21 protein-coding genes are annotated in these 24799 nt (G+C 68.9%); 6 read left to right on the top strand and 15 right to left on the bottom strand.

What is annotated here, in order from left to right; all coding sequences use genetic code 11:
• Window positions 1-2 precede the first annotated feature (2 nt).
• On the bottom strand, window positions 3-1331 hold the full coding sequence (locus ACQPYN_RS26860; protein WP_433029577.1) for a UDP-glucose dehydrogenase family protein: 1329 nt from the start codon (window positions 1329-1331) through the stop codon (window positions 3-5).
• A gap of 200 nt (window positions 1332-1531) precedes the next feature.
• Between ACQPYN_RS26860 and ACQPYN_RS26855 the strand changes: the two genes are divergently transcribed.
• The 5 genes from ACQPYN_RS26855 to ACQPYN_RS26835 all read left to right on the top strand — a co-directional run bounded on the left by ACQPYN_RS26855 (window position 1532) and on the right by ACQPYN_RS26835 (window position 7407).
• Window positions 1532-2491, top strand: coding sequence for a glycosyltransferase family 2 protein (locus tag ACQPYN_RS26855; protein ID WP_433029575.1), 960 nt, complete (start codon window positions 1532-1534; stop codon window positions 2489-2491).
• Between the two features lie 32 nt (window positions 2492-2523).
• Complete coding sequence (locus tag ACQPYN_RS26850) at window positions 2524-4137, top strand: FAD-dependent oxidoreductase (protein ID WP_433029573.1); 1614 nt, start codon at window positions 2524-2526, stop codon at window positions 4135-4137.
• 190 nt (window positions 4138-4327) lie between these two features.
• On the top strand, window positions 4328-5353 hold the full coding sequence (locus ACQPYN_RS26845; protein ID WP_433029571.1) for a right-handed parallel beta-helix repeat-containing protein: 1026 nt from the start codon (window positions 4328-4330) through the stop codon (window positions 5351-5353).
• Between the two features lie 99 nt (window positions 5354-5452).
• Window positions 5453-6604 (top strand): hypothetical protein, encoded by a 1152-nt coding sequence (locus ACQPYN_RS26840; protein ID WP_433029569.1) that lies wholly within the window; start codon window positions 5453-5455, stop codon window positions 6602-6604.
• Window positions 6601-7407, top strand: coding sequence for a class I SAM-dependent methyltransferase (locus ACQPYN_RS26835; protein ID WP_433029567.1), 807 nt, complete (start codon window positions 6601-6603; stop codon window positions 7405-7407). Before ACQPYN_RS26840 ends, ACQPYN_RS26835 begins: the two co-directional genes overlap by 4 nt.
• A 113-nt stretch (window positions 7408-7520) precedes the next feature.
• On the opposite strand, the gene ACQPYN_RS26830 is transcribed toward ACQPYN_RS26835, so the two are convergent.
• The 14 genes from ACQPYN_RS26830 to ACQPYN_RS26765 all read right to left on the bottom strand — a co-directional run bounded on the left by ACQPYN_RS26830 (window position 7521) and on the right by ACQPYN_RS26765 (window position 23626).
• The gene (locus ACQPYN_RS26830; RefSeq protein WP_433029565.1) at window positions 7521-8051 is read right to left on the bottom strand and encodes a VanZ family protein; all 531 of its coding nucleotides are present in this window, start codon (window positions 8049-8051) and stop codon (window positions 7521-7523) included.
• 78 nt (window positions 8052-8129) lie between these two features.
• Window positions 8130-8825 carry an FkbM family methyltransferase gene (locus ACQPYN_RS26825; RefSeq protein WP_433029563.1) on the bottom strand — a complete coding sequence of 232 codons (696 nt, stop codon included), beginning with the start codon at window positions 8823-8825 and terminating at the stop codon, window positions 8130-8132.
• A complete protein-coding gene (locus tag ACQPYN_RS26820; RefSeq protein WP_433029561.1) occupies window positions 8737-10125 on the bottom strand; it encodes an O-antigen ligase family protein in 1389 nt (462 codons plus the stop codon). Before ACQPYN_RS26820 ends, ACQPYN_RS26825 begins: the two co-directional genes overlap by 89 nt.
• Window positions 10122-11618: a lipopolysaccharide biosynthesis protein gene (locus ACQPYN_RS26815; RefSeq protein WP_433029559.1), complete on the bottom strand. Its 1497-nt coding sequence runs from the start codon at window positions 11616-11618 to the stop codon at window positions 10122-10124. The genes ACQPYN_RS26820 and ACQPYN_RS26815 overlap by 4 nt, the downstream gene beginning before the upstream one ends.
• Window positions 11619-11720: 102 nt before the next feature.
• Window positions 11721-12602, bottom strand: coding sequence for a glycosyltransferase family 2 protein (locus tag ACQPYN_RS26810; RefSeq protein WP_433029557.1), 882 nt, complete (start codon window positions 12600-12602; stop codon window positions 11721-11723).
• 48 nt (window positions 12603-12650) lie between these two features.
• Window positions 12651-14360 (bottom strand): AAA family ATPase, encoded by a 1710-nt coding sequence (locus ACQPYN_RS26805; protein ID WP_433029555.1) that lies wholly within the window; start codon window positions 14358-14360, stop codon window positions 12651-12653.
• 53 nt (window positions 14361-14413) lie between these two features.
• Complete coding sequence (locus tag ACQPYN_RS26800; protein ID WP_433029553.1) at window positions 14414-15430, bottom strand: UDP-glucuronic acid decarboxylase family protein; 1017 nt, start codon at window positions 15428-15430, stop codon at window positions 14414-14416.
• A complete protein-coding gene (locus tag ACQPYN_RS26795) occupies window positions 15427-16521 on the bottom strand; it encodes a hypothetical protein (protein ID WP_433029551.1) in 1095 nt (364 codons plus the stop codon). The genes ACQPYN_RS26800 and ACQPYN_RS26795 overlap by 4 nt, the downstream gene beginning before the upstream one ends.
• Window positions 16518-17366: a WecB/TagA/CpsF family glycosyltransferase gene (locus ACQPYN_RS26790; RefSeq protein ID WP_433029549.1), complete on the bottom strand. Its 849-nt coding sequence runs from the start codon at window positions 17364-17366 to the stop codon at window positions 16518-16520. Before ACQPYN_RS26790 ends, ACQPYN_RS26795 begins: the two co-directional genes overlap by 4 nt.
• On the bottom strand, window positions 17353-18318 hold the full coding sequence (locus ACQPYN_RS26785) for an NAD-dependent epimerase/dehydratase family protein (RefSeq protein WP_433029547.1): 966 nt from the start codon (window positions 18316-18318) through the stop codon (window positions 17353-17355). The genes ACQPYN_RS26790 and ACQPYN_RS26785 overlap by 14 nt, the downstream gene beginning before the upstream one ends.
• Window positions 18319-18378: 60 nt before the next feature.
• The gene (locus tag ACQPYN_RS26780) at window positions 18379-19851 is read right to left on the bottom strand and encodes a sugar transferase (protein WP_433029545.1); all 1473 of its coding nucleotides are present in this window, start codon (window positions 19849-19851) and stop codon (window positions 18379-18381) included.
• A 596-nt stretch (window positions 19852-20447) separates the two neighbouring features.
• Window positions 20448-21170, bottom strand: coding sequence for a LuxR C-terminal-related transcriptional regulator (locus tag ACQPYN_RS26775; protein WP_433029543.1), 723 nt, complete (start codon window positions 21168-21170; stop codon window positions 20448-20450).
• Between the two features lie 47 nt (window positions 21171-21217).
• A complete protein-coding gene (locus tag ACQPYN_RS26770; protein WP_433029541.1) occupies window positions 21218-22501 on the bottom strand; it encodes a sensor histidine kinase in 1284 nt (427 codons plus the stop codon).
• Window positions 22502-23206: 705 nt separating this feature from the next.
• Entirely contained in the window at window positions 23207-23626 is a 420-nt protein-coding gene (locus ACQPYN_RS26765; protein ID WP_433029539.1) for a MarR family winged helix-turn-helix transcriptional regulator, read from the bottom strand.
• Window positions 23627-23731: 105 nt separating this feature from the next.
• Here ACQPYN_RS26765 and ACQPYN_RS26760 point away from each other — a divergent pair, with 105 nt between their 5' ends.
• Window positions 23732-24799: a substrate-binding domain-containing protein gene (locus tag ACQPYN_RS26760; protein ID WP_433029538.1), complete on the top strand. Its 1068-nt coding sequence runs from the start codon at window positions 23732-23734 to the stop codon at window positions 24797-24799.

Below are 24799 nucleotides of genomic sequence, written 5' to 3'. Positions count from 1 at the left end.
CCTTATGGACCGGGTCGGCGCCGTCCGAGAGCGTGCACGGTGAACCCGGCGCGGCCGAGGACGTCGGAGTCGAGGATGTTGCGGGTGTCGACGACGACCGGCTGCGCCACGAGCTGGGCCAGGTCCGACCAGGCGAGCGTGCGGAACTCCGGCCACTCGGTGAGCACGACGAGGGCATCGGCGTTCTTCGCGAGGACGGCCGGATCGTCGACGACCTCGATGCCGGCCAGCTCCGGTGCCTCCGAGTCCGGCGAGACCGCCGGGTCGTATCCGACCAGCTCGGCCCCGGCCTGCCGCAGCAGGGCGGCGACGGCGATGGCGGGGGAGTCGCGCAGGTCGTCGGTCCCCGCCTTGAAGGTGAGGCCGAGCAGGCCGATGCGGGTGCGCGACAGCGACCCCGTTCGTGACCCGGTCACGGCCAGCCGGACCTTGTCGACCATCCGCTGGCGCTGCCGGAGGTTGGTCTCGATCGACGCGCGCAGCAGGCGGAACTCGAAGTCGAAGACGTCGGCGACCTGGAGCAACGCGTGGGTGTCCTTGGGAAGCCACGATCCGCCCCACCCGGGGCCGGGGGTGAGGAAAGACTGGCCGATGCGGTGGTCGTAGCCCATTCCCTCGGTGACGTCGTCGATGTCGGCGGCGACCCGCTCACAGAGCTCGGCGAGGGCGTTGACGTAGGACAGTTTCACGGCGAGGAAGCAGTTGGCCGCGTACTTCACGAGTTCGGCGCTCACCGCGTCCGTCAGCACCGTCGGTGCTCCGAGCCGGGTGTAGAGCGCCGCCACCCGTTCCGCGGCATCCTGGTTGTCGCTCCCGACGACGATGCGGTCGGGGTCGAGGAAGTCGCGCACGGCCGAGCCCTCGCGCAGGAAGCCCGGGTTGCTCACCACCGCGACGTCGTCGCGGCCGATGAGCTCGGCGGTCCGACGTGCGGTGCCGACGGGCACCGTCGACTTGTTGACCACGACGGTGCCGGGCGGCAGTTTGTCCCGGACCTCCTCGACGACGCTCTCGACGGCGGTGAGGTCGGCGACCCCGCCCACCCCCATCGGCGTGGGCAGGCACAGGAACACCAGCTCGACGGAGCCGGCCGGGCTGGTGAGCGCCGCGTCGGCACCCACCACGAACGACAGTCGCCCCGCAGCGAGGCCGGCGGTGACGAGGTCCGCGAGATCCGGCTCCAGCGGGTCGACCTCGCCCCGACGCAGCGCCTCGACCTTGGCCTCGTCGATGTCCGCGCACACCACGGTGTGGCCCAGGGAGGCCAGGCAGGCGCCGGTGGTCAGACCGACATAGCCGGTGCCGACGACCGCCACACGTCGAGCGAACATCCCTCACTCCTGGGTCCATCAGGCAAGACGGTGAGATGGTCGCAGCGCGAGCGTCCCGTGTCGGTCGTCAAGAGTGACGATTGGCGTGGGAGCGCAGCTGGGGCGATCGACAAGCCCTCAATTCTGACGATTCACGTGCCCTGCACCACCTGAGACCGTAGTCCGGTTCACGACTCGATGGGCTGCCTGGAGGTCTTTCCGTGACAAGCCCCGTGCTTTCGCTTGTCATGCCCACTCGGAACCGTCCTGAGTTGCTCGAACGGGCGTTGCGCTCGCTCGTCACCGCCATGGCCCCGGTGGCCGAACACGTCGAGGTCACGGTCTCCGACGGCTCGGACACCGATGCAAGCGGGCGCGTGGTGGAGCGTCTGCTCACGGACTGGCCGGGCGGGCACACCTACGCCTGGAACCGTCCGGCTCTGACGCTGATCGAGAACATGAACCTGGCGGCTGAGCTGGCGAGCGGCGAGTGGGTCCAGCAGCTCGACGACGATGATCTCATGCTGCCCACATCCGGACAGCTCATGATCGACAACCTCCGTCGCGTGCCTCCTCGCGAGCAGGTCGTGATGTTCGGGGCGCACATCGTGGACGTCGACGGCGTCAAACGGCGCGAGCAGACCTTCGAACGTGAGCAGTACCTGCCGCCCGCAGCGGCGCTGCGACGGCTCCTCCGCAACTCGTCATTCGTGCGAGAACCGATGGTCGTCGTACGCAAGACCGCACTCGTCGAGGCGGGCATGTTCGAGCCCGAGGTGGGCGACCCCGCCGACACGGACATGTGGGTCAGGCTGTTCTCTCGCTACGGCGCGCGGTGCATGCCCGTCACCACCTGCGCCTACACGATCCACGAGGCTGCGGCAACCATGGGCATGTGGAACCCGCGCACGATCGATGTGCTCGGCGGCATCTTCGACCGGGCCGTCGCCACCGGCGTCGTCCCCGAGCGCGAGGTGCGTCGCTGGGAGGCCGACTTCATGCATCAGTTCATCCTGGCCGGTGCCTATCGCCGGCTGCGGAAGGGGCGGCTTGCCGACGCCAGAGACGTGCTTCGGCTGTTCCGGCTCTCGAGGGTCAGGGCGCTCGGCCCGTCGCTCAAGTGGCTGCCGGTCCGGCTCGCGTTCACGAGCGCGGCCGCCATCCCGCTTCGGACAACCTAGCGTCGCTCGGGGACGAGGGAGGAGCGCCACAGGTGCTGTCGGACGTGCGGGAGCTCGACAACGACCAGCAGGTCGAGGTGGACGTCTGCATCATCGGGGCCGGTCCGGCGGGGATCGCCATCGCCCGCGAGCTGATCGGCGACGACACCGAGGTCTGGCTGCTGGAGAGTGGCGGCAGGGACGCAGAACGCCGCGCGCAGCGCTTGAACCGAGGCCAGAGCGAAGGCCATCCGATCCATCGGCTGCACCAGTCGCGGGTACGGGCCTTCGGCGGGACGAGCAGGCACTGGTTCACGCCCGACGACGACAGCTGGGCCGCTCGGCCACTCGACCCGGTCGACTTCGAGGTCCGGCCCGGGATTCGCTACTCCGGCTGGCCGTTCGACCGCGCGCATCTGGAGCCGTACTACGTCCAGGCTCAGGAGCTGTGCCGGCTCGGCCCGTTCGACTACGACGTCCGTCGCTGGGCCGATCAGGACCGGACGCCGCCCCTGCCACTCCTCCCAGGCACGGTCGAGAGCACGGTGTTCCAGCGCGGAATCGACGATTTCGACGGGTACTACGAGGAGCTCGTCCGCGCTCCGAACGTGACGCTGCTGCTCCACGCCTCGGTGGTCGACCTGGGCACCGCCCGTGATCCCTGCCAGGTCGACCGGGTCGAGCTGCGGCGCGAGGACGGCTCACGATGCTTCGTGCAGGCCCGGATGGTTGTGCTGGCAGCGGGCGGGATCGAGAACCCGCGCCTGCTGTTGCAGAGCCGCCAGGTCCATCCCGCTGGGCTCGGCAACGATCACGACCTGGTCGGGCGGTTCTTCGCCGAACGCATGTCCGCCCGCACCGGGTACATCCTCCCAGCCTCTCCGGAGCTGTTAGCCAAGGCCGGCCTCTACGCCGTCCATGAGCCGGCCCCCGGGGTGCGGGTGCAAGGGGCCTTGCGGGTCACGGACGCCGTGCAGCAGAAACGACAGCTCCTCAACTGCGCGTTCTTCCCGCTGCCCCGGAACCTCTCCATGATGAACGAGGCGGTCCGATCGCTCGCGACCCTGGCCAAGGCCCGGCGCCGCCGCCCGTTGCCGGCGGGGATCGGCGGTCACCTCCGCAACGTCGTCGCCGGTGTCGGGGACCTCGGGGCCTTCGCCCGGGAGCGCCTGCTCACGCCCGACGACGCCCGCGGCGTCCTCGCTCTGCGCGCCCAGGGCGAGCAGGCACCCGACCCGGACTCCCGGGTGACCCTCGGCACCCGGCGCGACAGGTTCGGCCTGCCCGTCGCTCGCGTCGACTGGCGACCGGCCGAGTCGGATCGCGCCTCGATCCGAGCGTCGCAGGAAGCCGTCGACGAGGCATTGCGGGGAGCGGGGCTCGGCCAGGTCGAGCTCCTGCTGGGTGACGAGCATCCACCGACCCTGTTCGAGGGCAACTTCCACCACCTCGGCGCGACACGGATGCACACCGACCCTGCCCAGGGGGTGGTCGACGCCGACTGCCGGGTGCACGGCATCCGAAACCTCTATGTCGCGGGCAGCTCGGTGTTTCCGACCTACGGATGCTCCAATCCGACGCTCACGGTCGTAGCGTTGGCTCTGCGGTTGGCCGACCATCTGAAGAAGCGGCTGGCCGAGATCCGCGTTCACCCCGATGCATCTTGATGACCCCGCCCCCAGGTCGGGTCGTGACCGGAGGGGGCGCTGGGCGCTGCTCGCGGGGAGCCTGGTACTCGGCCTGGTCGCCGTCGTCACGATCACGGCCGGCTCGCTCATTACATCGCCACGTCCCCCCCAGGCGCCCCCGGGCGCGTCGGCACCGCCGTCCGCGTCGTCGTGCCTCACCGGAGGCGATGTGCCGATCGGCGTCGGAGACGACGCCCAGAGAGTTGTGAATGCACATCCAGCCGGCACCACCTACCTCGTTAAAGCAGGCGTCCACCTGCAGAACTTCAGTGTCCGACCGAAGTCCGGTGACACCTTCTGCGGGGAGCCTGACGCGGTCCTGGACGGTGGACGGCGCCTGGAGATGGCGTTCTCCGGCGGGGGCAGCAACGTGACGCTCGAGTCGATGGTGGTACGCGACTACAACCCCGGCAAACTCGGCGGCGCCATCCAGCCGGACCCGCGGGCCAGTGGCTGGTTGGTCCGCAGTGTCTCGTCGCTGCACAACGCCGGGGCCGGCCTGCTGGTCGCCGACGGCATGCGGATCCTTGGCGGCCACTACAACGACAACGACCAGTTCGGGATCGCCGGCAACGCCGCGACCGGGATCCTCCTGGACGGCGTGGACGATGACGTCAACACCATGGACGGGCCTGAATTGGCCCAAAACCATGCCTTGCTCGCCGACTGCGACTGGGGGGCCGGCGGCATGAAGTGGGACGTGGGCGCGGTCATCGTCCGCAACGCTTACGTGCACGACAACGATTGCAAAGGAATCTGGGCCGACATCAACGCCCACGACGTGCTCATCGAGCACAATCTGGTCGAACGAAACCGGGGGGAGGGCATTCTCTACGAGATCAGTCAGGACGCCGTCATCCGCTACAACCACGTCTATCACAATGGCTTGCAGGCCAAGGGCTGGTACTGGGACGGGGGTATCACGGTGGCCTCGAGTTCGAACATCGAGGTCTACGGCAACCGTCTGTCCGGCAACTACAACGGGATCACAGGGACTCAGCAGGACCGGCCGGACTCGACCCCGCCGGACCACCTGCTCGCCGGCGTCCACGTCCACGACAACATGATCTGCGCCACTGGTGGAGGGGGGTACCCCACCGGCGTCGTAGCCGGCAACGGCGCCGACCTCGCTGACCGGGACATCGCCTTCACTGCGAACACCATCCAGGCCGCCGCCTGCGAGGAATCGGGATGACGGTGGATCAAGCAACCAGCAAGAGTTGAGGAGTCGAACCGAGTCTGCTCATCAGATGGCCAATCGTTCGAGCTTGTGACAGAAAGGGGTCCGTGAAGTATGCGCCTCGCCACTGACGCACCGTTGCTGATCATCGCGTTCAATCGTCCGGAGAAGACTCGGCTGGTGTTCGACGCCGTCCGGGCCGCAGCACCCAAGAGGCTGTACCTCGCCGCCGACGGGCCCCGCGTCGACGTCCCTTCCGACGTCGATCGCTGCGACCGGACCCGCCGCGTGCTCGAAGACGTCACCTGGTCCTGCGAGGTGCAACGGCTCTACCAGACGGACAACCTGGGGTGCAAGCGTGGTGTCGGCGCCGCGATCGACTGGTTCCTCACCCACGAGGAGCGTGGAATCATTCTCGAGGACGACTGCATCCCCACCCCCGACTTCTTCCCGTTCTGCGCCGAGCTGCTCGAGCGTTATCACGACGACCCCGCGGTCATGATGATCGGCGGGCACAACCCGCTCGGGACGTGGGACTCGACCGAGGGCAGTTACGTCTTCACTCGGACGGCTCCGATATGGGGATGGGCGACGTGGCGAAGGGCGTGGAGTCGATACGATCCGGCGTTGTCGAGGTGGGCGGAACCGCAGGCGCATGCTCTGGTCCGGTCGAGGATGCCGTTCACGGAGTACCACATCACGCGCCAGAGGTTCGACAGCGTCCACGAAGGCCGGGTCGACACCTGGGACTTCGGCTGGGCCTTCGCGATCCTGATCAACCGCGGCGTCTCCGTGATCCCGGGCGTCAACCTCGTCGCCAACATCGGATTCGACCAGGAGGCCACCCACACCAGACGCCTGGCGCGTGGCGAGAGCGCCGTGCCGACCCACCCTATCGACTGGCCCCTGCGGCCTCCGCAGTCGACGACCCCGGACAGCAGGTTCGAACGAGCGTTGTTCAAGAACCGATTCCCGCTCGGACGGCGAGTGGTCGCCACGTTGCCACCACGCGCTCGGGACTGGGTGCGCGCGGCCGCACACTGCGCGGCTGCTCTCGTCGGGCCGCGACGATCCGGAGTCTCGACGCCACATGAGATGCACGTCCACGAGACAGGGGAGCTCGGTGAGCGGAGTGCGACGGCTGCCTCCGATGTCGACGACTGCGGCCGCGACATTCCCCCGGGTCAGGCACGTGACGCCATGACCTCGTTGCGCCGCAGTAGCCAGCAGCGAAAAATTCGGAAAGATAGGAGTTCGAGCCCATGAGTGACGGCATCAAGATGCAGCATGAACGGGCAAATCGTCTCCACGGCGATTCGACCGAAGGGCTCTGGGACTATCACTATACGCGCGATCCCCTGATCAGGTATCTCCGTGACCGTCGTCTGCACCGCGCGTTGACGGAACTCGACAATCGCGGGCGGCTCGACGTCGCGACGCAGTCCGTGCTCCTGGTGTGCGCCGGCGTCGGTGGCGAAGGAACGTTCCTCGCCAACCAAGGCTTTGTTGATGTCACTGTGTCCGATCTGTCAGAAAAGGCGTTGGGACTCTGCCGCCGCTTCGACAAGCGTTTGAAGACGAGATTTCTCAACGCCGAGCAGATGTCGGAGATCGAGGACGGTGGCTACGACGTGGTTCTGGTCCAGGACGGGCTGCACCACCTCCCGCGTCCGATCTCGGGGTTCACCGAGATGCTGCGCGTGGCCAGCAACGCAGTCGTCGTGATCGAGCCGCACACCGGACTCGTCGCGAGGGCGATCGGGAAGACGTGGGAAATCGACGGGGAAGCAGTGAATTACGTCTTCCGCTGGAATCGAAACATCCTCGAACAGGCTACGCGTAGTTATCTTCTCCGAAACGATGCGGAAGTGATCTCATGTCGCTTCTTCGATCACAATCTCGTGGTCAATCGCCTGGTGTCGAAGCTCCGTCTCCCTCGCAGGCTCCAGCTCCTCGCGGCGAGATGCGTTTACCGGCTGCTTGATCTCGTCGCGCCGATGGGCAACATGATGGTCGGCATCGTTCTTAAGCCCTCAGGGCCTTCTCCTCAGCGGCTCGTGGGACACTAGGGACTCTCGACGGTCATCGACCGAAATCATCCACGGTAGGTGCCGCGCTCATTGCGTCGACTGGTTGCTGCGGACGGCAGGTCGACTGGTTGCTGCGGACGGCAGATGCCTCATCACTGCTTGTGACGGACTGCATCGAAGAGGCGGGACAACGCCCTCCAGCCGAGAATCGTCGCCGTCCCAACGACGTAACCGGCAAGTAGGCCGGTCAGGTTGTCGAACACGTCCGCGCTCTGGCATTCGCGCCCGAACGGAGCCTCGAAGAACTGAACCCCTTCGATCAGGAACGGCAGCGCCGCGGACCACAAGAGCGCCTTCCACCGGTGTCGCGCGATCGCGCTGACCACTGCGCCCAGCGGCACGAAGAGGAGAACGTTGAGACTGACGTCGTTGAGGGTGCCGAGTTGGTCGATCGGTGGCGGGCCGATGCGGGACAGGTCGCACCACGCCATCGTCCGGTCCGGATCGTCGATGCCGCCGATACTCGGCGTCATCGTGGCCGAGAGGATGACACCCACCCAGAAAACGAGCGCGTAGCCGACCGCTCGTCCGCATGCCAGCTTTTGGGCCACGGAGCGGCCGATCAAGATGCTCAACAGAGCTGAGATCGCCACCCCGGGTGGGAACAAGACGAAGTTCGACATGGTGGACCCTCTGGACATCGAGGCCGGGCTCGAAGCTCGATCGACGACTCCGTGCCGTGGTGGTCAGCCCGAATGACCTCAGGACACTCTGGCGAAGATCGCGTCCACCTGGAGCATCCGCCCGCTTCGCTCATCGTAGAAGGCGGGATCGAACCAGATGGGTTCGAATCCCAGGCCGGCCAGGTACTGGATCATCTCGGCCGCGAGCGGGCTGCCCTCGTACAGCCGTACCAGCGACAGCTCCAGCTCGAGCAGGGCAGCATGGCCGAGGGCGACGGTCGCGCCATCGAGCACCCGCCGTTCGTAGCCCTGCACATCGAGCTTGATGCCGAGCACTTCGGACGGCCTCGGGATCAGCACGTTGTCGAGCCTTGCCGTCTCGACCTGCTCCGAGCGCACGTATGCGGAGCGCGGGTCCCCCTCCAGGTGACGAGGCAGCATTGCGAGCGCCGAGCTGCTGACCTCGTTGCCCGCGACGTGCATCGTGAGGGTGCCGGAGCGGTCGCCGAGGGCCAGCCGATGGCAATGCCACAGCGGATCGTCTTTCGCCCTCGCCTCGAGAATCTCGTACGGGTCGCGCAGCGGCTCGAACGACTCGATCCGACCGGGATAGCCGCCCCTCCGTGCGTCAAGAGCGTACGTCCCGACGTGTGCGCCCACGTCGACCAGGACGGTGACCCCGGCATCAGCGACGAACCGGGCGCGCCGGGCCGGCGTGGACTTGCTCAGCCGAGTCAGGGAGAGGTCGTAGCCGGCCAGGATCTTCCTTGCCACGGCCCGCGCGCGTGCTCGCACGTCCGCCCACCTTTCCTGCAAGCGCCACCGCCAGGCCCGTGAGAATTCCCTGCTCGGGCCCTGGCGTCCAGGTCATGAACCAGATGAGTTGCATAGTCAGCATGGCGGGGAAGAGCTCGGGTGCGAGCAATCCGCCACGGAAGGGAGCCCACCACAGCCTGCGCAGCACGCCGACGGTCAGGCCGAGCAGAGCGATCAAGCCAACCGCGCCTGTGCGCAAGAGGGTGTTGAAGTAGAAGTTGTGCGCTTCGGAGTTCAATTCCGCCCCGTCGATCCTCCGCTCGAACCCGGTGCCCATCGGCTGGCCGATGAACCAGTGGACCGGGTCCGGCCACCAGGACTGCAGAAGGAGCTCCCAGCCCTGGAACCGCCACTCGAGCGTGTCGGAGTGCACCGCTGGTCGGGCCAGTGCCTCGTCCGGCGCGCCGAAGCCGGCGATCGCCAGGTAGAGGGAGACCGCCGCGATCGTTGCCGAGACCACCCCCACAACCGTGCGATGACGGAGTCTCATCCCGCTGCGGTACGCCTGAAAGGCCATCACGGCCACGCCCGCGATCAGCGTCAGCCAGACCGTCCGCCGGTTGAGCAGCACGACGAACAGCAGCAGCACTCCGGCCAGCCACCTCAGCCGCGTGGCGCGCTTGCCACGCAGCGGCCAAAAAGCCGCCGTGAGGATGAGGCCGTGCGCCAGCAGGAAAGTGTACGGGCCGTTGATGACCTTGAGCTCGGCGTCGTTCCCGAACTTCTCGAGTGGTACCCCGAGAGAAATCCCGCCGAAGACGTCGAGCCAGCGCACGCATACCAGCGCCACCATCGCAACGCTCGCGACCAACCACAGCCTGCCGATGCGGTCGAACAACTTCGCCGACGGAGGAAAGGTCGCGAAGTAGACGACCCCGCTGACGTAGGGAAAGAACAGCCGGAACTCGGCGACGCCCTTCTGTACGCCGAAGTCGACGGCACCGAGGGCGGTGGAGATCAGCAGCAGTAGGACGAACAGCATCAGCCAGCGCTGTGGGGTGCTGAAGCGGGTGATGCGCAGGAGCCTGGCCAGCCCGGCGATGAGCACGAGCGTGAAGGCCACGTCGTGAACCATGATCCGCGTCCCACCGGGCAGCGTCAGGGCGGGCACCTGATCGACCAGGGCCGCCTGCACCAGGGTCATGGCCAGCACGACGGTCGCCCCGATGGTCGGGCGCTCGATCAGCTTGTCGATGGCGAGCACACCGAGCCAGACCGCGGCGCCGGCCGCGAGTCCGATGCCGATGAGCGTGATCATGACTCGCGCGCCTGACTCACGGCCGATGCCACCGGGCCGACCATGGCCGTGGCAAGGCGGCGACGAAGGCCGCCCTGCCGACCGAGCATCCCGGCGTCGTCCAACCGCCTGGCGAGCTCTGCCCGGGCCTCGCGCATGGGGCCAAGCCGCAGGCACAGCGCGAGCGCCACAGCCCCCGCCACCACCTCGGCCGCGAACACCACGACGGTCGGTGCCCAGGCGAGGAAGGCCTGCCTGATCCCGGCGACGAACAGCGCCACCGCCACGCTGCCGAGCACAGCGGGCATCAGGGCCCGGGCGACATCGGGCAGGCGCAGGGCCAGGATCCGTCGCATCAGGGCCAGGTAGGCGAGCAGCCGCGCGAACTCGCCGATGGCGACCGAGGCCGCGAACAGCCACAGCTGGCCGGCTCCTGCGCTCAACAGGAGCAGGGTCCCGAGCACGGCTAGTTGGACGCCCTGAGCGGCGAGGGAACGGTTCAGCTCGGCGCGTGCCTCGGCCACCGCCCTCGACAGCTTGGAGAGCACGGCAAAGCCGGCGCCGAAGGCGAACCAGGGCACGAGCCCGACAGCCAGCCCCCATTGTGAGCCGAGCACGGTCCGGACCAGTTCCGTTGCCGCGACCGACATCCCGGCACAGACCGGGAAGAGGATCACGGCGACCACGGTCAGGCCGCTCAGATATACCCGACGCAGCCGGCCGAGGTCCTCCTGGATCCGACTCAGGCTGGAGAACACCACGTTCGTCGAGGCCTGGGCGACGTGGTAACCGATCGGGTTGAAGGCCAAGGAGTAACCCCGGTTGTACTGGCCGAGCACCGCGCTGGGGAAGACACGGGCGACGACGAGCGTGTCCAGGTTGCTGCACAGGTAATCGATGAGGTGCGTGCCCGAGAGCCGGGCGCCGTAGCCGCACACGCCGGCGTAGGGGCCCCAGGTGACGACGGGGCGGATCGGGTGGCGCAGCTTGGCGTACTGCCAGACGGCCTGTGAGGCGTTGGAGACGAGGACGCCGGCGACCAAGCTCCACACCCCGGCGCCGGCGGCCGCCAGAGACACACCGACCACCAGATACCCGAGCATGTACGTACCCGTGGTGATGATCGACAGCTCGCGGAAGCGGAGCTGCCTGATGAAGAGCCCCATCCCCGTCATCGACCAGCCCTCGAAGACGAACCCGACGCCGAGCACCCGCATGACGTGCGTCAGCGCCGGCATGTGAAAGGCCGCGGCGAACAGCGGGGCGACCACCCACGTGAGCGCACAGCAGCCGAGGCCGAGCACGATGCCCGCGGTCGAGGCCGCGCGCACGTCGGTGTCGGTCAGCTCCGGCTTCTGGACGATCGCGGAGGCCAGGCCCATCCGAGCGAAGTAGTCCATGAACCACACGACGAGGGTGGCCAGCGCGTAGACCCCGAAAGTGGCCGGATCGAGCAGGCGGGAGATGACGGCGGTGTAGGCAAGGATGGCGACCACGAGCGTCGCCTGACCCATGTAGGACCATCGCAGGCCGGACGCTGTCCGGGCTGTCAGGTGGGCGTCTTCCGGAATACGGTCCGGTTGCCGATCACGGTCTGGCATGCCCACCCGTCCGCCTCACCGAACGCCGGAGACGGTCGAGCGGATGTGGGCCCGCTGCAGGACGAGGCTGAGCCCCCTACGCAGGTAGGGGCTCAGCCAGTAGAACAGCCACAGTCGGCCCGCCCAGCGGCGGGTGAAGACGAGCCACGGTCCTGGCGCCAGTTCCTTCACCGACCACAGGCGGCGCAGTTCGTCCCTCAACGGCTGCACGTCCGTCCGGCGCACCGGGTGCGAAGCGCACACGCCGACCGTCCCGGGAGCGATCCAGACCTCGCAGCCGGCGGTGCCCGCCCGTAGCCCGTAGTCCAGGTCACCCATCTGCTGGACGTAGGCGGGGTCGATGTTGCCGATCCGTTGGACCACCGTTCGAGGGACCAGCACTGTATTCCCGTTCATCGTCTCGCAACGTCGCGGTTCGCTGGCCGGCTCCACCAGTGTCCAGCTCGTACGGCGCCGGCGGGAGAGGCGCATCTGGCCGCCGTAAGTGAGTTCGCCGGTCTCCGGATGCCGAGTCGTTCCGACCACGATGACGGGGTCGTGGCCACCCTTACTGAGGTGCTGCTCGGTCTGCAGGAGCAGTGCGAGGACGCCGTCGTCGACGAGCATGGTGTCGTCGTTCATCCACAGGTAGTAGTCGTAGTCGCCCGCCATGGCCTCGTCCAGCGCGCGCCGCATACCGCCGTTCCAATACAAGTGGCCGTTGCCCCGGAGCAATCGGACTTCAGGATGGCTTTGCGCCACCGCCTCGGCCGTGCCGTCACTGCTGGCGTCGTCCACGACGAACACGTCGAGAGTGCCACCCGGCACCCCCTGGTTGCGCAGGGAGTCCAGGCACTCCAGCGTCAAGGCCCGACGATTGTGCACCGCCATCACAGCGGCGATACGAATGTCAGCCACGCCTCTCCCCGTCCCGATTCGATGTGGCGAGCGCACGCTCAGCGGAGGTCAGCCAGCCGATGCCTTTTGTGGAACTCGTTCCTCTGGGCGGCCGCGCCGTAGAAGGCCCCAGCTGAGTCCGCGGCGGCCGGTACGTCTGCCGACATCGGCACGTTGTGGAGACCCGTGGTTGAGCAAGTAGCCGATCAATGGGGTGTCGGTCAAGGCAAGTCGATCGCGGGCGCGCCGGAGGTCGGCCAGCGACGTGCCCCGGCTGACCACCAGGAGAACGGCGTCGGCCTGATCGCTGATCGTGACGGCCTCCGACACATCGAGCAGGGACGGAGTGTCGATCAGAACCAGGTCGGTGTGCTCACTCGCCGAAATGATCAGCTTGCCGAAGGCCGTTGAGCGGAAGAAGACGGCCGGGTGCTGTCCATTCTGCTCGCTCGGCCCGATCTGCAGCACCGCGTCGCTGAGCTCGACTGTCGTGCTGCCTTGGCCGCCGAGGGCGACCTCCTCGGTGAACGCCGCACACTTGTCACCGTCACGAGTCACGCCGAGGACTTTGAAGTGCTCGTCTTCGCAACACAGATCTGATAGCCGTCGCGTATGCTCGTCGGCGTCGACCAAGAGCACCTTGCGGCTCTCCCGCTTCACCGCGAGCGCGAGGTTGAGGACGGTCACGGTCTTCCCGTCGCCCGGCCTCGCACTCGCCACGGCGATGACCTTGCCGCCCACCCTGGCCAGCGCGCGATCCAACGAGCCCAGTACGAAGTGGTACGCCTCTGCGTCACTCGGATTCACCTCGTCCGGCGGCGACGACGGTTCACCTCTCCGGGGCAGCTGGACTCCCAGCTTCGGCATCTCGCCCAGTAACGGGATTCCGAGAATCGCAGTGGCGTCGCTCTCCGCATCCACACGGCGATCCCGCCCCGCTGCCCACCATGCCCAACCGCCGGCCCCGACCAACCCGAATGCCGCACCCAAGAGCGCGAGAAGTGCGGGCGCAGGTTCTGACGACGAGACAGGCGGGACTGCCTGCTCGAACGATTCGACGCCCGATCCGTAAAGCGCCGCCTGGGCAGCGATCTCGTCCTGGCGGACCTGCAAAGAGCCGATCAGATCGGCCACGTGCTGCGCCTTCCGCTCCAGGGAACTCGCAGCAGAACCGCTCGCCTGCGCGGCCTGCGCTCTGAGCACGTCGAACTCGGTACTTCGCTGGTTCAGTACCTGCTGCAGCTGCGCGACCGCCTCCTTCGAGTCCGCGGCCGTGCGCTCGCGGGCCACCTGCTCGTAGGCGGTGCCGACGGCGTTGGCAAGGTCGGTGGCGTCTGCGGGGTTGCCCGAAGTGGCACTGATCGTGATGGAAGCGAGGTCGGCCGAGGGCTCCACCACGACCGAGCGCCTGAGGTCGTCCGGTGTTCCGCGGCGGTTGAGGAGTTGCAGCGCCCGTTCGGCCACGGTGTCCGAGCCTGCGAGCGCGGCCTGTGTGGCCATGAAGACAGCGTGATCGCCCGACTGGGACTGGGACCCGTCCAGGGTGAGGACGGCGGGGCTGCCGGGATCGCGCAGATACAGGCTGGCCTTCGCCTCGTACCGCGCTGGAAGCAAGAGTGACAGGGCCAAGCCCGCGACGGCGGCGGATGCCGTCACGACCACGATGATCAACCGGTACCGCCACAGAGAAGCGACGAGACCCGGCCCACCGACCCAGTTGCTGTCCCTGTCGGGCCCCGACAGCGTCTCGGATGCTGCGAAATTACGATCAGCTTCCACCGAACTTCCCTTCCGGCAGGGAGGCCTCTGCTCGCATCACGCCGATGACCGCCTCAACCCGCCTGCTGGACGGTGCGCGCGCTCGACATCGCCGGCGGGCTTTGAGCGGGGATCGACATCGGACCGAGGACGAAGCTCTGGCTGCGGAACCAGTCGATCGTCCGTTGCAGTCCGTCGCGGACATCGACGGTGGGCTCCCACGCGAGAGCGGTGCGTGCCAATGTGATGTCGGGGCGGCGGACGGAGGGATCGTCCTGTGGACGGTCCACGAGGACGATCTCGGAACGCGAGCCGGTGAGGTCGATGATCAGACGCGCCAGCTCGAGGACGCTCATCTCCCCGCAGTTGCCGAGGTTGACCGGCCCCGTCAGGTCCGAGTGCAGCAACCTGACGAGGCCCTCGACGAGGTCGTCGACGTAGCACACCGACCGGGTCTGGCTCCCGTCACCGGCCACCGTCACGGGGTCGTCGCGCAACGCCTGCCCGATGAAGGTCGGGATGGCACGCCCGTCCCGGGGCCGCATCCGGGGCCCGAACGTGTTGAAGATGCGCGCGATGGTCGTGTTCACCCCGCATGCGCTGCGGTAGGCCATCGTCGTCGCCTCGGCGAACCGCTTGGCCTCGTCGTACACGCCGCGCGGACCCACCGGGTTGACGTTGCCCCAGTACGTCTCGGGCTGTGGATGGACGAGCGGGTCGCCGTACGACTCCGACGTAGAGGCCAGCAGGAACCGGGCCCGCTTGTCCTTGGCCAGGCCCAGGGAGTGCAACGTGCCGATCGAGCCCACCTTGAGGGTCTGAAGCGGCAGCTGCAGGTAATCGATGGGCGAGGCCGGGGATGCCAGGTGCAGCACCACGTCGACATTCCCGGACACATGGATGTAGTCGGTGACGTCAGCCCGGACGAGCCGGAATCGGCTGTCCTCGAGGAGGTGCTCGACGTTGGCCGAACTCCCGGTGCAGAAGTCGTCGAGGCAGACGACCTCGTAACCCTCCTGCAGGAGTCGCTCGCACAGGTGCGAGCCCAGGAAACCCGCACCCCCGGTCACGACCGCGCGTCGAAGTCTCATGAGTTGTCTCCTGCTGCTCGTGATGCGGTCAGGGATGCCGGGACCCGTTCCAGCCAGATCTCCCGCCAATAGGCGTAGACGCTGCGCGGGCAGCTGCGGTGGTAGTCGGCGGTGCAGGCGACGTCGGCCAGGACGATGCAGGGTGTCTTCATCGTCTGCATCCGGCCGGTCGACTCGTCGATGATGCGCTCGACCCGGCGCAGCACCTGGGCCGTCCGGCCGCAGTACCTGATCATCTCCCGGTCGAAGGACATTCCTCGGTTGAGGTTGTCCGAGTTGAGGGTCGCGCGGATCTCCTCGAGGGACTTGACCCGGACCCACTCGCCAGGCTGGAGGCCGAGGCTCTCGACGGGCGTCCGGTCTGCCGTGCCCCGGATGAAGGGGTAGCGCTCCCCGCCGCGGATCCGGAACCTCTCGGGCAACCTCTGGCGCGTCAGGTCCTGCATCCGGTTGAACGCGCCGACGGCGATGCCGCGGAGGACCTGACCGGGGGGCGCGTTGCCGGTGCGGACGTCCTGCACGTACTGCGTCAGATCCCACAGCGGGATGCCGACCGGCGCCGCGCGGGTCAGTTCGGTGGCCTGGCACGAGTAGACGTGCTCGTCGGACGCGGTCTCCCGCGGGCGGCACGCACCGTGGGCCACCTCGGTGAGCCGCTCCCGGGTGCAGCCGGAGCACCCCGACGACGGCGCCGCGCCGTGCGAGCTGGACCGGCTCCGGGCGGACACCTCCGGCGGCCCGTCCTCGGCCGGCCCGGAGACGAGGGTGAGCCAGGCCGTCTTCCAGAAGACCAGGCAACCCGCCTGGCAGCCCCCGTGGCCCTGGCCGTCGCACCGGACCCCGGCGAGGTGGACGGTGTCCGTCAGCCGACGCAGGCCCGTCCAGGTGGCGGTGTCGCACGTCTTGAACGCGATCTTGTCCACGACGAACCGCCGGCCGCAGAACTGCAGCATCTCCGGCATGAAGGGCAGCGAGCCGAGCTCGCCCCGCTCGTCGAGTCCGGCGAGGATCTCCTCCGCGGGCTTTACCTCCACGACGTCGCCGATGGAGAAGGTCGGCCTGACGTCCGACCGCTGGACCGTCACGCTCATCCCTGTGCTCCCCGCGTCGTGCCGGACCCGACCGTGCCGGCCGATTGGTGGATGGTCCCGGCCAGCCTCGGTGGGTGGGCCAGGATGTCCAGGACGAAGGCCGGGTTGTTCCTCAGGTAGCGGCGCCACAGCCGCCGCGGTTCCCGGCCCAGCCGGTAGGCCCATTCCAGCCCGCTGCGCTGCATCCAGCGGGGTGCCTGCGGAAGGGTTCCGGCGTGCAGGTCGAAGGCCGCTCCGACTCCGAGGAGCGCGTTGGCCCGCAGCTTCCCGACGTGGTCGGCCATCCAACGCTCCTGCTTCGGCGTGCTCAGGCCCACCCACACCAGCCGGGCTCCCGAGTGGTTGATCATCCGGACGACCTCGCCGTCCTCCTCCGCCGTGAGCGGCCGGAACGGCGACGTCCACGTGCCGGCGACCCGCAGCCCCGGCAACCTCTCGGTGACCCGGTGCGCGAGCAGCTCCGCGGTCCCTGGGCCACCCCCGTAGAAGAAGGACGACCAGCCGCGGTCGACCGCGCGAGCGAGGACGGCCGCCATCAGGTCCGGGCCGTAGACGCGGCGGACATCGCGCCGGCCGGCCCAGTGGGCCGACCACACCATCGGCATGCCGTCCGGTGTGGTCAGGCCCGAGCGGTTGTGGATCTGGAGCAACTGCGGGTCACGCCGGCACTCCATCACTCCGTGCACGCCGGTGACACAGACGTACCTGTGCTCACCGCGGTCGACCCAGCCCGACACCTCCTCGACCGCGGAGTCGAGTGTCAGGCAGCTGATGCCCACGCCGAGCACGTCGACCCGCGCAGGGCCGTCCGCCGACGACCGGCGATGGTGATCAGACTCGCTCACCGCTGGTCAGCCTCTTCTCGATCCACTGGTAGGTGGGGCGGAGCCCGTCGTGGAGAGACGTCGTCGGCTCCCATCCGAGGACCTCGCGCAGCAGTGAGTTGTCGGAGTTGCGGCCACGAACGCCCTGCGGGCCCGGGACGTGCTCCAGGCCGATGTCCCGCTTGCCTGCCACCTCGGCGACGATGTGCGCCAGTTCCGTGATCGACACCATCTCGTCGGTGCCGAGGTTGAGGGGCTTGGCGTAGTCGGACTGCATGATCCGGTAGATGCCCTCGATGCAGTCGGCGATGTAGCAGAACGAGCGGGTTTGCTCCCCGTCCCCCCAGATCTCGATCCTGCCGCCCTCCTCGGCGCGGGCGACCTTGCGGCAGATCGCCGCCGGGGCCTTCTCCCGGCCGCCGTCGTACGTGCCGTACGGGCCGTAGATGTTGTGGAACCGGACGATCCGGGTCTCCATCGGGTACTCGCCGGCGTAGTAGGAGCACAGGAGCTCGGTGAACAGCTTCTCCCAGCCGTAGGCGTCCTGCGGCTGGGCCGGGTAGGCGTCGCTCTCCTTGAGCGGCACCACGTCGGCTTCGGTCTGTCGGTACTCGGGGTAGATGCAGGCCGACGAGCTGTACAGGTATCGCCACACGCCGTGAACCCGCGCGGCCTCAAGCGTGTGCAGGTTGATGAGCGCGTTGTTGTGCAGGATCTCCGCGTGGTGCGAGGAGATGTAGCCCATCCCACCCATGTCCGCGGCCAGCGCGTACACCTGGTCGACGCCGTGGGTGGCCTGGAGCGCTGCGTCCCACCGGCGAAGGTCCAGGATCTCGAACTCGTCGGCGTCCACGTCGGTGTGCTCGGGGTACTTCAGGTCGACGCCGCGGACCCAGTAGCCCCTCTCCTTCAGGAAGGTCACGAGGTGGTGTCCGATGAACCCCCCCGCTCCCGTGACACACACTCGCTTCATCGCAGCCATCCTCTCGGTGCGGGTGCCGTGCTTCGGAGTTCCTGGTCGGCCGCCTGGTGCCTAATAAGCGCCACGGCCCTTCACCACCGCGAACACGGTCTTCCAGATGATCAGAGCGTCGAGCGCGAGCGACCACTGCTCGACGTAGCGCAGGTCGAGCCGGACCGACTCCTCCCAGTCCAGGTCGGAGCGGCCGTTGATCTGCCAGAGGCCGGTCAGGCCGGGCTTCACGAACAACCGCCGCCGTGCCTCGCCCTCGTAGCGCCGGTCGGTGACCGGCAGCGGCCGGGGTCCGACGAGCGACATCTGACCGCGTAGCACGTTGACCAGCTGAGGGAGCTCGTCGAGCGACGTGCGTCGCAGCCACCGCCCGACCGGCGTGATCCGCGGATCGGCGGAGATCTTGAACAGTTCCCCTGTCCCGTGCCGGTTCAGCGCGTCGAGACCGGGCCGCAGCGCCTCGGCGCCGCGGACCATCGTGCGGAACTTCCACATGCTGAACTCGCGCCCGTGCCACCCGGCCCGGGTCTGGCGGAAGATCGCCGGCCCGGGGCTGGTGAACCGGATGGCCAGCCAGAGAATGATCAGCAGCGGCAAGAGAGCGATCAGAGCGCCGAGCGCCGCAAGCCGGTCGAAGAGCGCCTTCGCCACCCGCCGCCCGCCGGCCAGTTGCGGCTCGTCGACGTGCAGCAACGGCAGCCCGCAGACCGACCGGATCGCGATCCGAGGACCTGCAACGTCGATCAACGCCGAGGCCACCAGCAGGTCAATCCCCGACCTGGCGAGGCTCCAGGACAACATCCGCAGGGCGGACCCGTCCATCTCCGGGCAGGCAAGGACGGCGACGGCGTCGGCGGAGGTCATCCGCAGCGCGAGGTCGACGTCCTCGAACCCGCCCAGTACCGGCACGCCCAGCGCGCCCAGGTCGATGGAGTCTCCCCCGCCCGGGACGCACGCCCCCACGATCCGCATCCCGTGGTGGGGATCGTGGCGCATCTGCCGGACCAGCTCGGCGCCCGCGCGCGCATGGCCCACGAGGAGGACGTCGCTCATGTAGAGCCCGCGGCGACGCTCGCGGTGCACCCACTTGCGGAGCAGGTAGCGTCCCAGCAGCGTCAGGGCCGTCGCCATCGGCAGAGCGATGAGGACGTAGCCGCGCGCGATCTCCGCCTTCGTCGCCCAGGAGGCGGTGGCGACCGACGCGATCACGATGACCGCGGCGGCGAGGACGCGACGGAACTCCTCGAACCCGACCGACAGGAAGCGGGCCTCGTAGGCACGAGCGGCCGCCATCGCCGCCAGCCACAGCAGCGGCAGACCCGCGCTGAGCGCCACGTACTCCCACTGCGGCTCCGGCACCGAGGATTCGGCCCAGCGGACGTCGTAGGCGGCCATCCCGGCCACCAGGGCGGCGACGGCGTCGATCCCGACGACGGTCCGGACGTAGCGGCGCTCCCACGCCCTCCGGGACGAGCGGACCACCAGTGGCCGGTCCGGCGCCGACCGGCCCGTGTCCGCCTTGGCGATGCCCACCTCCGGACCCCCTCTGGCCGCTCGATGAAGACCTAAGAGTCGTCGCAGCCGACGGGCGGAGTCGTCGTCAAGAATGACGATTGGAACCCCACGGCCCGGGCCTGCGACGTTTGTCTCAGCGCATTTCGAGGGCAGCCGGGTCGGGCCCGTCCGTCGTGGAGCCGGCCGTGCGGTATCACCCGAACAATGGCGACGCAGGAAAGGCTTACGTGTCATCGTGAGGCAGATGTTGCCTGCGTGCCGACGCCGGGGCAGGTCCGACAAACGGCGGGCGGCGCTCGGCGCGTGATGGGCCCTGAAGGTCGGTGTCGCCGCCTCACTCGTGGTCGTGCTCGTCGCCGCGGTCGTCTGGCACACCGAGCCGATCCGGCCGACGCTGAGCCGATGCACCGGCATGAGGTCGCGAGCCTCGCGACCGTTGCGCTCGCGGGCTCAACGATCGTGCTCTGAGACATCTCCCTTCCCCCTCGGGGACTTCTACCGGGGGGATATGGTGCCGCCGCCGACAACAACGGCGCATCGTGAAGATTGACGAAGCGGCCCGACGCGATTGCGCCTGCTCCGCGCACAGCGGGCCGGGTCACCGGGACCGCGATTCACTCAGTTCTGTGCTCGTCGACGCCTTTCCGCCGCCCAGGGTCTCCTGCGGGGCCGCTTCGTCTCGAGCGCTCGGGAGGATCGGGCAGCTGGCGCAGCAGAGCAACAGCTTCCAGCTGCGAGCTCACCTCCAGCTTCGTCAGGAGTGACCGGATCTGGGTACGGACCGTCGGCATGCTCACCACGAAGTGCTCGGCGATCGCCGCGGCCCGCATTCCTGCGGCGAGCAGCTCCAGCACTTCCCGCTCTCGGTGACTGAGCCGGGCCAGGCGTCGGGAGAGCTCACGCTCCTGCTCTTGGTAGTGACGGTGGCGTTCGAGCCACTGGTGGTGTTCAGCTGCTGACATCACCGGCGTCCCACCCGCGGCGGTGATCACCGTCCTGAGGAGCTCGGCGAACGAGCGCGACTTGGTGACCGCGCCGATCGCGCCGGCGGCGATCGCGGAGGCGGTCCCGGGCTCGTCCACACTCCCGCTGACCACCAGGACCTTCCACAGCGCCGCTCTCAGGCCGCCCACCAGGTCGGCGCCGTGGATGTAGCGCCCGTGGGCGTCCCGGGCGAGGTCGAGATCCAGCACGACGAGCCCAGCCAGGTCGGTGGCGGGCCGGCTCACGAAGTCGGCGACGTCGGCGACCGGGAGCGTCTGCGCGTCGAAGCCTTCGCTGCGCAGCGCCATGGTGAGGGTGGTGCTGAACAGCTCGTGATCGTCGATGATCCGCACGGGGTACGGCTGGTTCGGTGCGGGGTCTTCCTCGACGAGTTGATGCATCACGACACGTTCTGGAGAAGGGGCGGGTCGAGGGCAGGCGGCGCCGGGTCCGGTGCCGCCGGGAGTTCGACGACGGCGACGCATCCCGGCGCGTCCGGGTCTGCCGGGAGCACGGTGATGGTGCCGTTCTCGGCAGCGAGCAGCTGACGACAGACGTAGAGACCGAGACCGAGTCCCCCGCGGGCCCCGTCGTGCACTCCGGGCTCGAACACGGCGTCCTCGGTCCCGTGGCCGAGACCAGGTCCTTGATCGCGGACCTGGATGACGACGCGGTCCTCGCGCCGTTCCGCCGTGACCCGCACCGGACTCCCCGGTGCGTGCCGGTTCGCGTTCTCGAAGAGGTTGATGATGACCTGCGCGAGCCTCGCGGACGAGCCGAGGGCCTGTAGTCCGAGCTGCAGCTCCTGCTCGACGACCATCCCGGCCGAGCAGCGAAGCGTGATCAATCCGTGGAGGACCGGGGCCACGGCGAAGGAGCTCGTCAGGGCCTCGGCCTCGCGACCCACCGGTGTCTGCAGCAACTCGTCGAGCCGATCGAGTTCCGCGGCCACGACCGTGCTCAGCTGGACGGGGTCCGGGCAGCCGCTGCCGAGCAAGGTCGTCGCTCCGGCGAGGCCGGCCAAGCCGTTGCGCAGCTCGTGATCGCGCTCGGCGGCCCGGGCGAGCCGAGTCTCCGCCAGGCGGAGTTCCTCTTCCAACGAGTCGTGCTGGTCCTCCAGCGAGCCGAGCGCCTGCCGCGCCAGGCGAAGGGACCCGCACAGCACGAGAGCGATCGCGGCCAGATGGAGACCGGTCGAGGCCGCGGCGACGCCGACCACCGGCCAGTCGAACGCCGCCGCGTTCACGACGCGCGCCGCACCGAGCAGGGCCAGGCCTGTGCCAGCCACTGCAAGCCCTTGGTCCTGCCGATGCGCTCCTCGGCTCGCGATCGCGGCGCCCGCTCCGGTCCACACCAGCCCGAACCCCAACGGCACCGGTACGAACGCGGTCACCGACGAGACAAAGGAGGAAGAGGCCGCGGCCACCGCGGCGCCCCCGAGGACCGTCAGAGCGCCACCGATCAGCACGAGGCGGACCCGAGGGTGGGTCAGCGGAGGAGCGGCGGCCGCGGTCACGAGCAGCCCCGCCATGATGCCGTCGATGAGCACCCGTGCCGCGGCGGCGGCCGGAGTGGGATTCAGGGTTGCGACCATGGACGCCGGGACGGCGAGCAGCCCGTAGGCCCCCAGGGCCAGGCTGACCCATCCGACGTGGGGATCCGCGGTGAGGCGCGCGGCGAACACCGCGAGCATCGTGGCAGCGCCGTTGGAGCACGCCGCGAGCAGGGCGAACGCCAGTGTCGCCCCGGCTGACGGCAGCCCGTGTTCCAGGACCCAGCCCGCCAGCAGGAGGGCCACGGTGCCCGTGCCGAGGACCAGACCTCGAGGCATCCGGAGCCCGGGGCCTCCGAGAAGGGCCGCCGAGGGTGTTCTGCCCATGGCGTCCTCGCCGCTAGGCCACCACCTCTCATCGCGTCTCTGCATCGCTTTTCCCCCAGAACGGCGACGCCGGGCAGAGTGACTCTCGCCCGACCCAGTGACCACAACCCCCCCCAACGCTCTAGAGGATCCGGCCCGATGGCCGAGCCAGTACTCCGAGCGTGGCTTCAAGAGTTCGCACGCTAGCAGCGCTGAGTGATCGAAAACGAGATGCAGATGCACTTGATGTTGATGTCGGAGGTATCGAATGAACCAGAGGTCACACTTAGTTAGAGCCCACTTGGCCTAACTGGGCGGCCATTCAGGGCCGAGAGTGAAAATGCGCGGCCGCGAAAGTGTTGTCGCTGGAACGGCTCATTGTCTGACCATCGAACTCTTCGTGGTCCTGTCGAACGGCTGCGTAATCACCGACTTCTCCTCGCCCCTCTCGCTCCTGCTCGCGCTGTTCCTGTGGCCGCCCGTTCTGCCAGGCAGCGACCTGATGTGAACCCGACGCCCGGAGACGGGTGATCAGGCGCCCGTCCGGTCGCCCGACAGGCGCGCCACGACGCTGAGCAGGGCGGTCGCCTGGGGGTCATCGAGCAGCCGGCGTTCGGCGTCCACGACGGCCGGGGCGAGGCGCTCGTGCACCGTCCGCCCACGGGCGCTGATCGCGACGCGCACGCGGCGGCGATCGGTCGGGTCGGCCTCGCGGAAGACCAGGCCCAGGGCCGCCAGCCGGTCGACGACGCGGGTGAGCGTCGAGTCGTTGAGCCGCGTCCCGGCCACGAGGTCGCGCATGGCCTGGTCGCCCGCCACGGCGACGCGGTGCAGCACGAGCCACTGGTCGAGGGAGAGCCCCTCGCCGGTGGTGATCTCCTCGACGCGCCGCGTGACCTCGTCGAGGGCGTGGACGAGCGCCACGGTCAGCGAGTCGTCCTCCTGCGCCATCCGGCCCACCTCCGCCGCGTCATCGCGGGCTGTTGAGAAATTCCCAGATGGTGTGACCATAAGGGCTCTGGCCGGTCCTGCCGTCCCTCCACCTCCGGGGGCCTGATGCCGCACGACGAGTGGCGCGTCGCGATGGTCGTCCCGTTGCGGGGTCCGGCGGGCCTGTTCGCCCCCTCGTGCGAGGCGGTCACCGAGCTCGCGGTCGACGAGGTGAACGCGCACGGCGGCATCCTCGGTCGCGAGGTGGTCGCGGAGATCGTGGACGGCGGCGACCGGCCGGAGCAGGTGGCCGCCGACGTCCGGCGGCGCGTCGACGCCGGCGGCGTCCAGGCCGTCAGCGGCTGGCACATCTCCTCGGTGCGCGAGGCCCTCGTGCCCGTGCTGGCCGGGCGGGTGCCGTACGCCTACCCCTCGCTCTACGAGGGCGGGGAGTCGCGTCGCGGGGTCTTCTGCAGCGGCGAGACCCCGGACGTGCAGATCGCCCCCGCGCTGCGCTGGATGCGCGACGAGCTCGGGGTGCGACGGTGGTTCGTCGTCGGCGACGACTACGTCTGGCCGCACCTCTCGGCCCGCGCCGTCCGCGGCTTCGCCCACGAGCTGGACCTTGACATCGTCGGCGAGGCCTTCGTCGCGCTGGGCGCCATGGACGTCGAGCGGCTCGTGGACCGCGTGGAGCGCGCCCCGTGCGACGGGGTGCTGATGCTGCTCGTCGGGCAGGACGCCGTGGACGTCAACCGCGAGTTCGCCCGGCGCGGCCTCGACGACCGCCTCGTGCGGTTCAGCCCGCTGATGGAGGAGAACATGCTCCTGGCGAGCGGGGCGGACGCGACGGGGAACCTCTTCGTCGCCTCGTCGTACTTCCGCTCGATGGCGACGGCCGGCGCGCTCGACCTGCTCGGCGGCTACCTGCGCAAGCACGGGCCCGAGGCGCCGGCGCTGTCGAGCGCCGCCGAGAGCTGCTACGAGGGGCTGCACACCCTCGCCGCGATCGCCCATCGCGCGGCCACCGACCGCCTCGAGGCCTGGGACGCCGCCGTCGACGGGACGGCCTACGAGGGGCCGCGCGGCACCGTCGAGTTCCGCGGGCGCCAGGCCCGCCAGCCCGTGCACCTCGCGGTCGCGGACGGCGTCGACTTCGACGTGCTCACTGCCCTCCCCGCGGTCGCCCCTTGA

Source organism: Actinomycetospora sp. CA-053990, assembly GCF_050948445.1.
In the GTDB taxonomy this organism is placed as follows: Bacteria; Actinomycetota; Actinomycetes; order Mycobacteriales; family Pseudonocardiaceae; genus Actinomycetospora; species Actinomycetospora callitridis.
The sequence above is the reverse complement of the archived record's forward strand: the minus strand, read 5'-3'. Positions and strand labels throughout refer to the sequence as shown.

Coding starts and splice junctions, on each gene's coding strand:
- ACQPYN_RS26800 (WP_433029553.1), bottom strand. CDS start 15,430: ATGAGACTTCGACGCGCGGTCGTGACCGGGGGTGCGGGTTTCCTGGGC.
- ACQPYN_RS26830 (WP_433029565.1), bottom strand. CDS start 8,051: ATGTCGAACTTCGTCTTGTTCCCACCCGGGGTGGCGATCTCAGCTCTG.
- ACQPYN_RS26860 (WP_433029577.1), bottom strand. CDS start 1,331: ATGTTCGCTCGACGTGTGGCGGTCGTCGGCACCGGCTATGTCGGTCTG.
- ACQPYN_RS26835 (WP_433029567.1), top strand. CDS start 6,601: ATGAGTGACGGCATCAAGATGCAGCATGAACGGGCAAATCGTCTCCAC.
- ACQPYN_RS26760 (WP_433029538.1), top strand. CDS start 23,732: ATGCCGCACGACGAGTGGCGCGTCGCGATGGTCGTCCCGTTGCGGGGT.
- ACQPYN_RS26795 (WP_433029551.1), bottom strand. CDS start 16,521: ATGAGCGTGACGGTCCAGCGGTCGGACGTCAGGCCGACCTTCTCCATC.
- ACQPYN_RS26840 (WP_433029569.1), top strand. CDS start 5,453: ATGCGCCTCGCCACTGACGCACCGTTGCTGATCATCGCGTTCAATCGT.
- ACQPYN_RS26820 (WP_433029561.1), bottom strand. CDS start 10,125: ATGATCACGCTCATCGGCATCGGACTCGCGGCCGGCGCCGCGGTCTGG.
- ACQPYN_RS26765 (WP_433029539.1), bottom strand. CDS start 23,626: ATGGCGCAGGAGGACGACTCGCTGACCGTGGCGCTCGTCCACGCCCTC.
- ACQPYN_RS26785 (WP_433029547.1), bottom strand. CDS start 18,318: ATGAAGCGAGTGTGTGTCACGGGAGCGGGGGGGTTCATCGGACACCAC.
- ACQPYN_RS26815 (WP_433029559.1), bottom strand. CDS start 11,618: ATGGGTCAGGCGACGCTCGTGGTCGCCATCCTTGCCTACACCGCCGTC.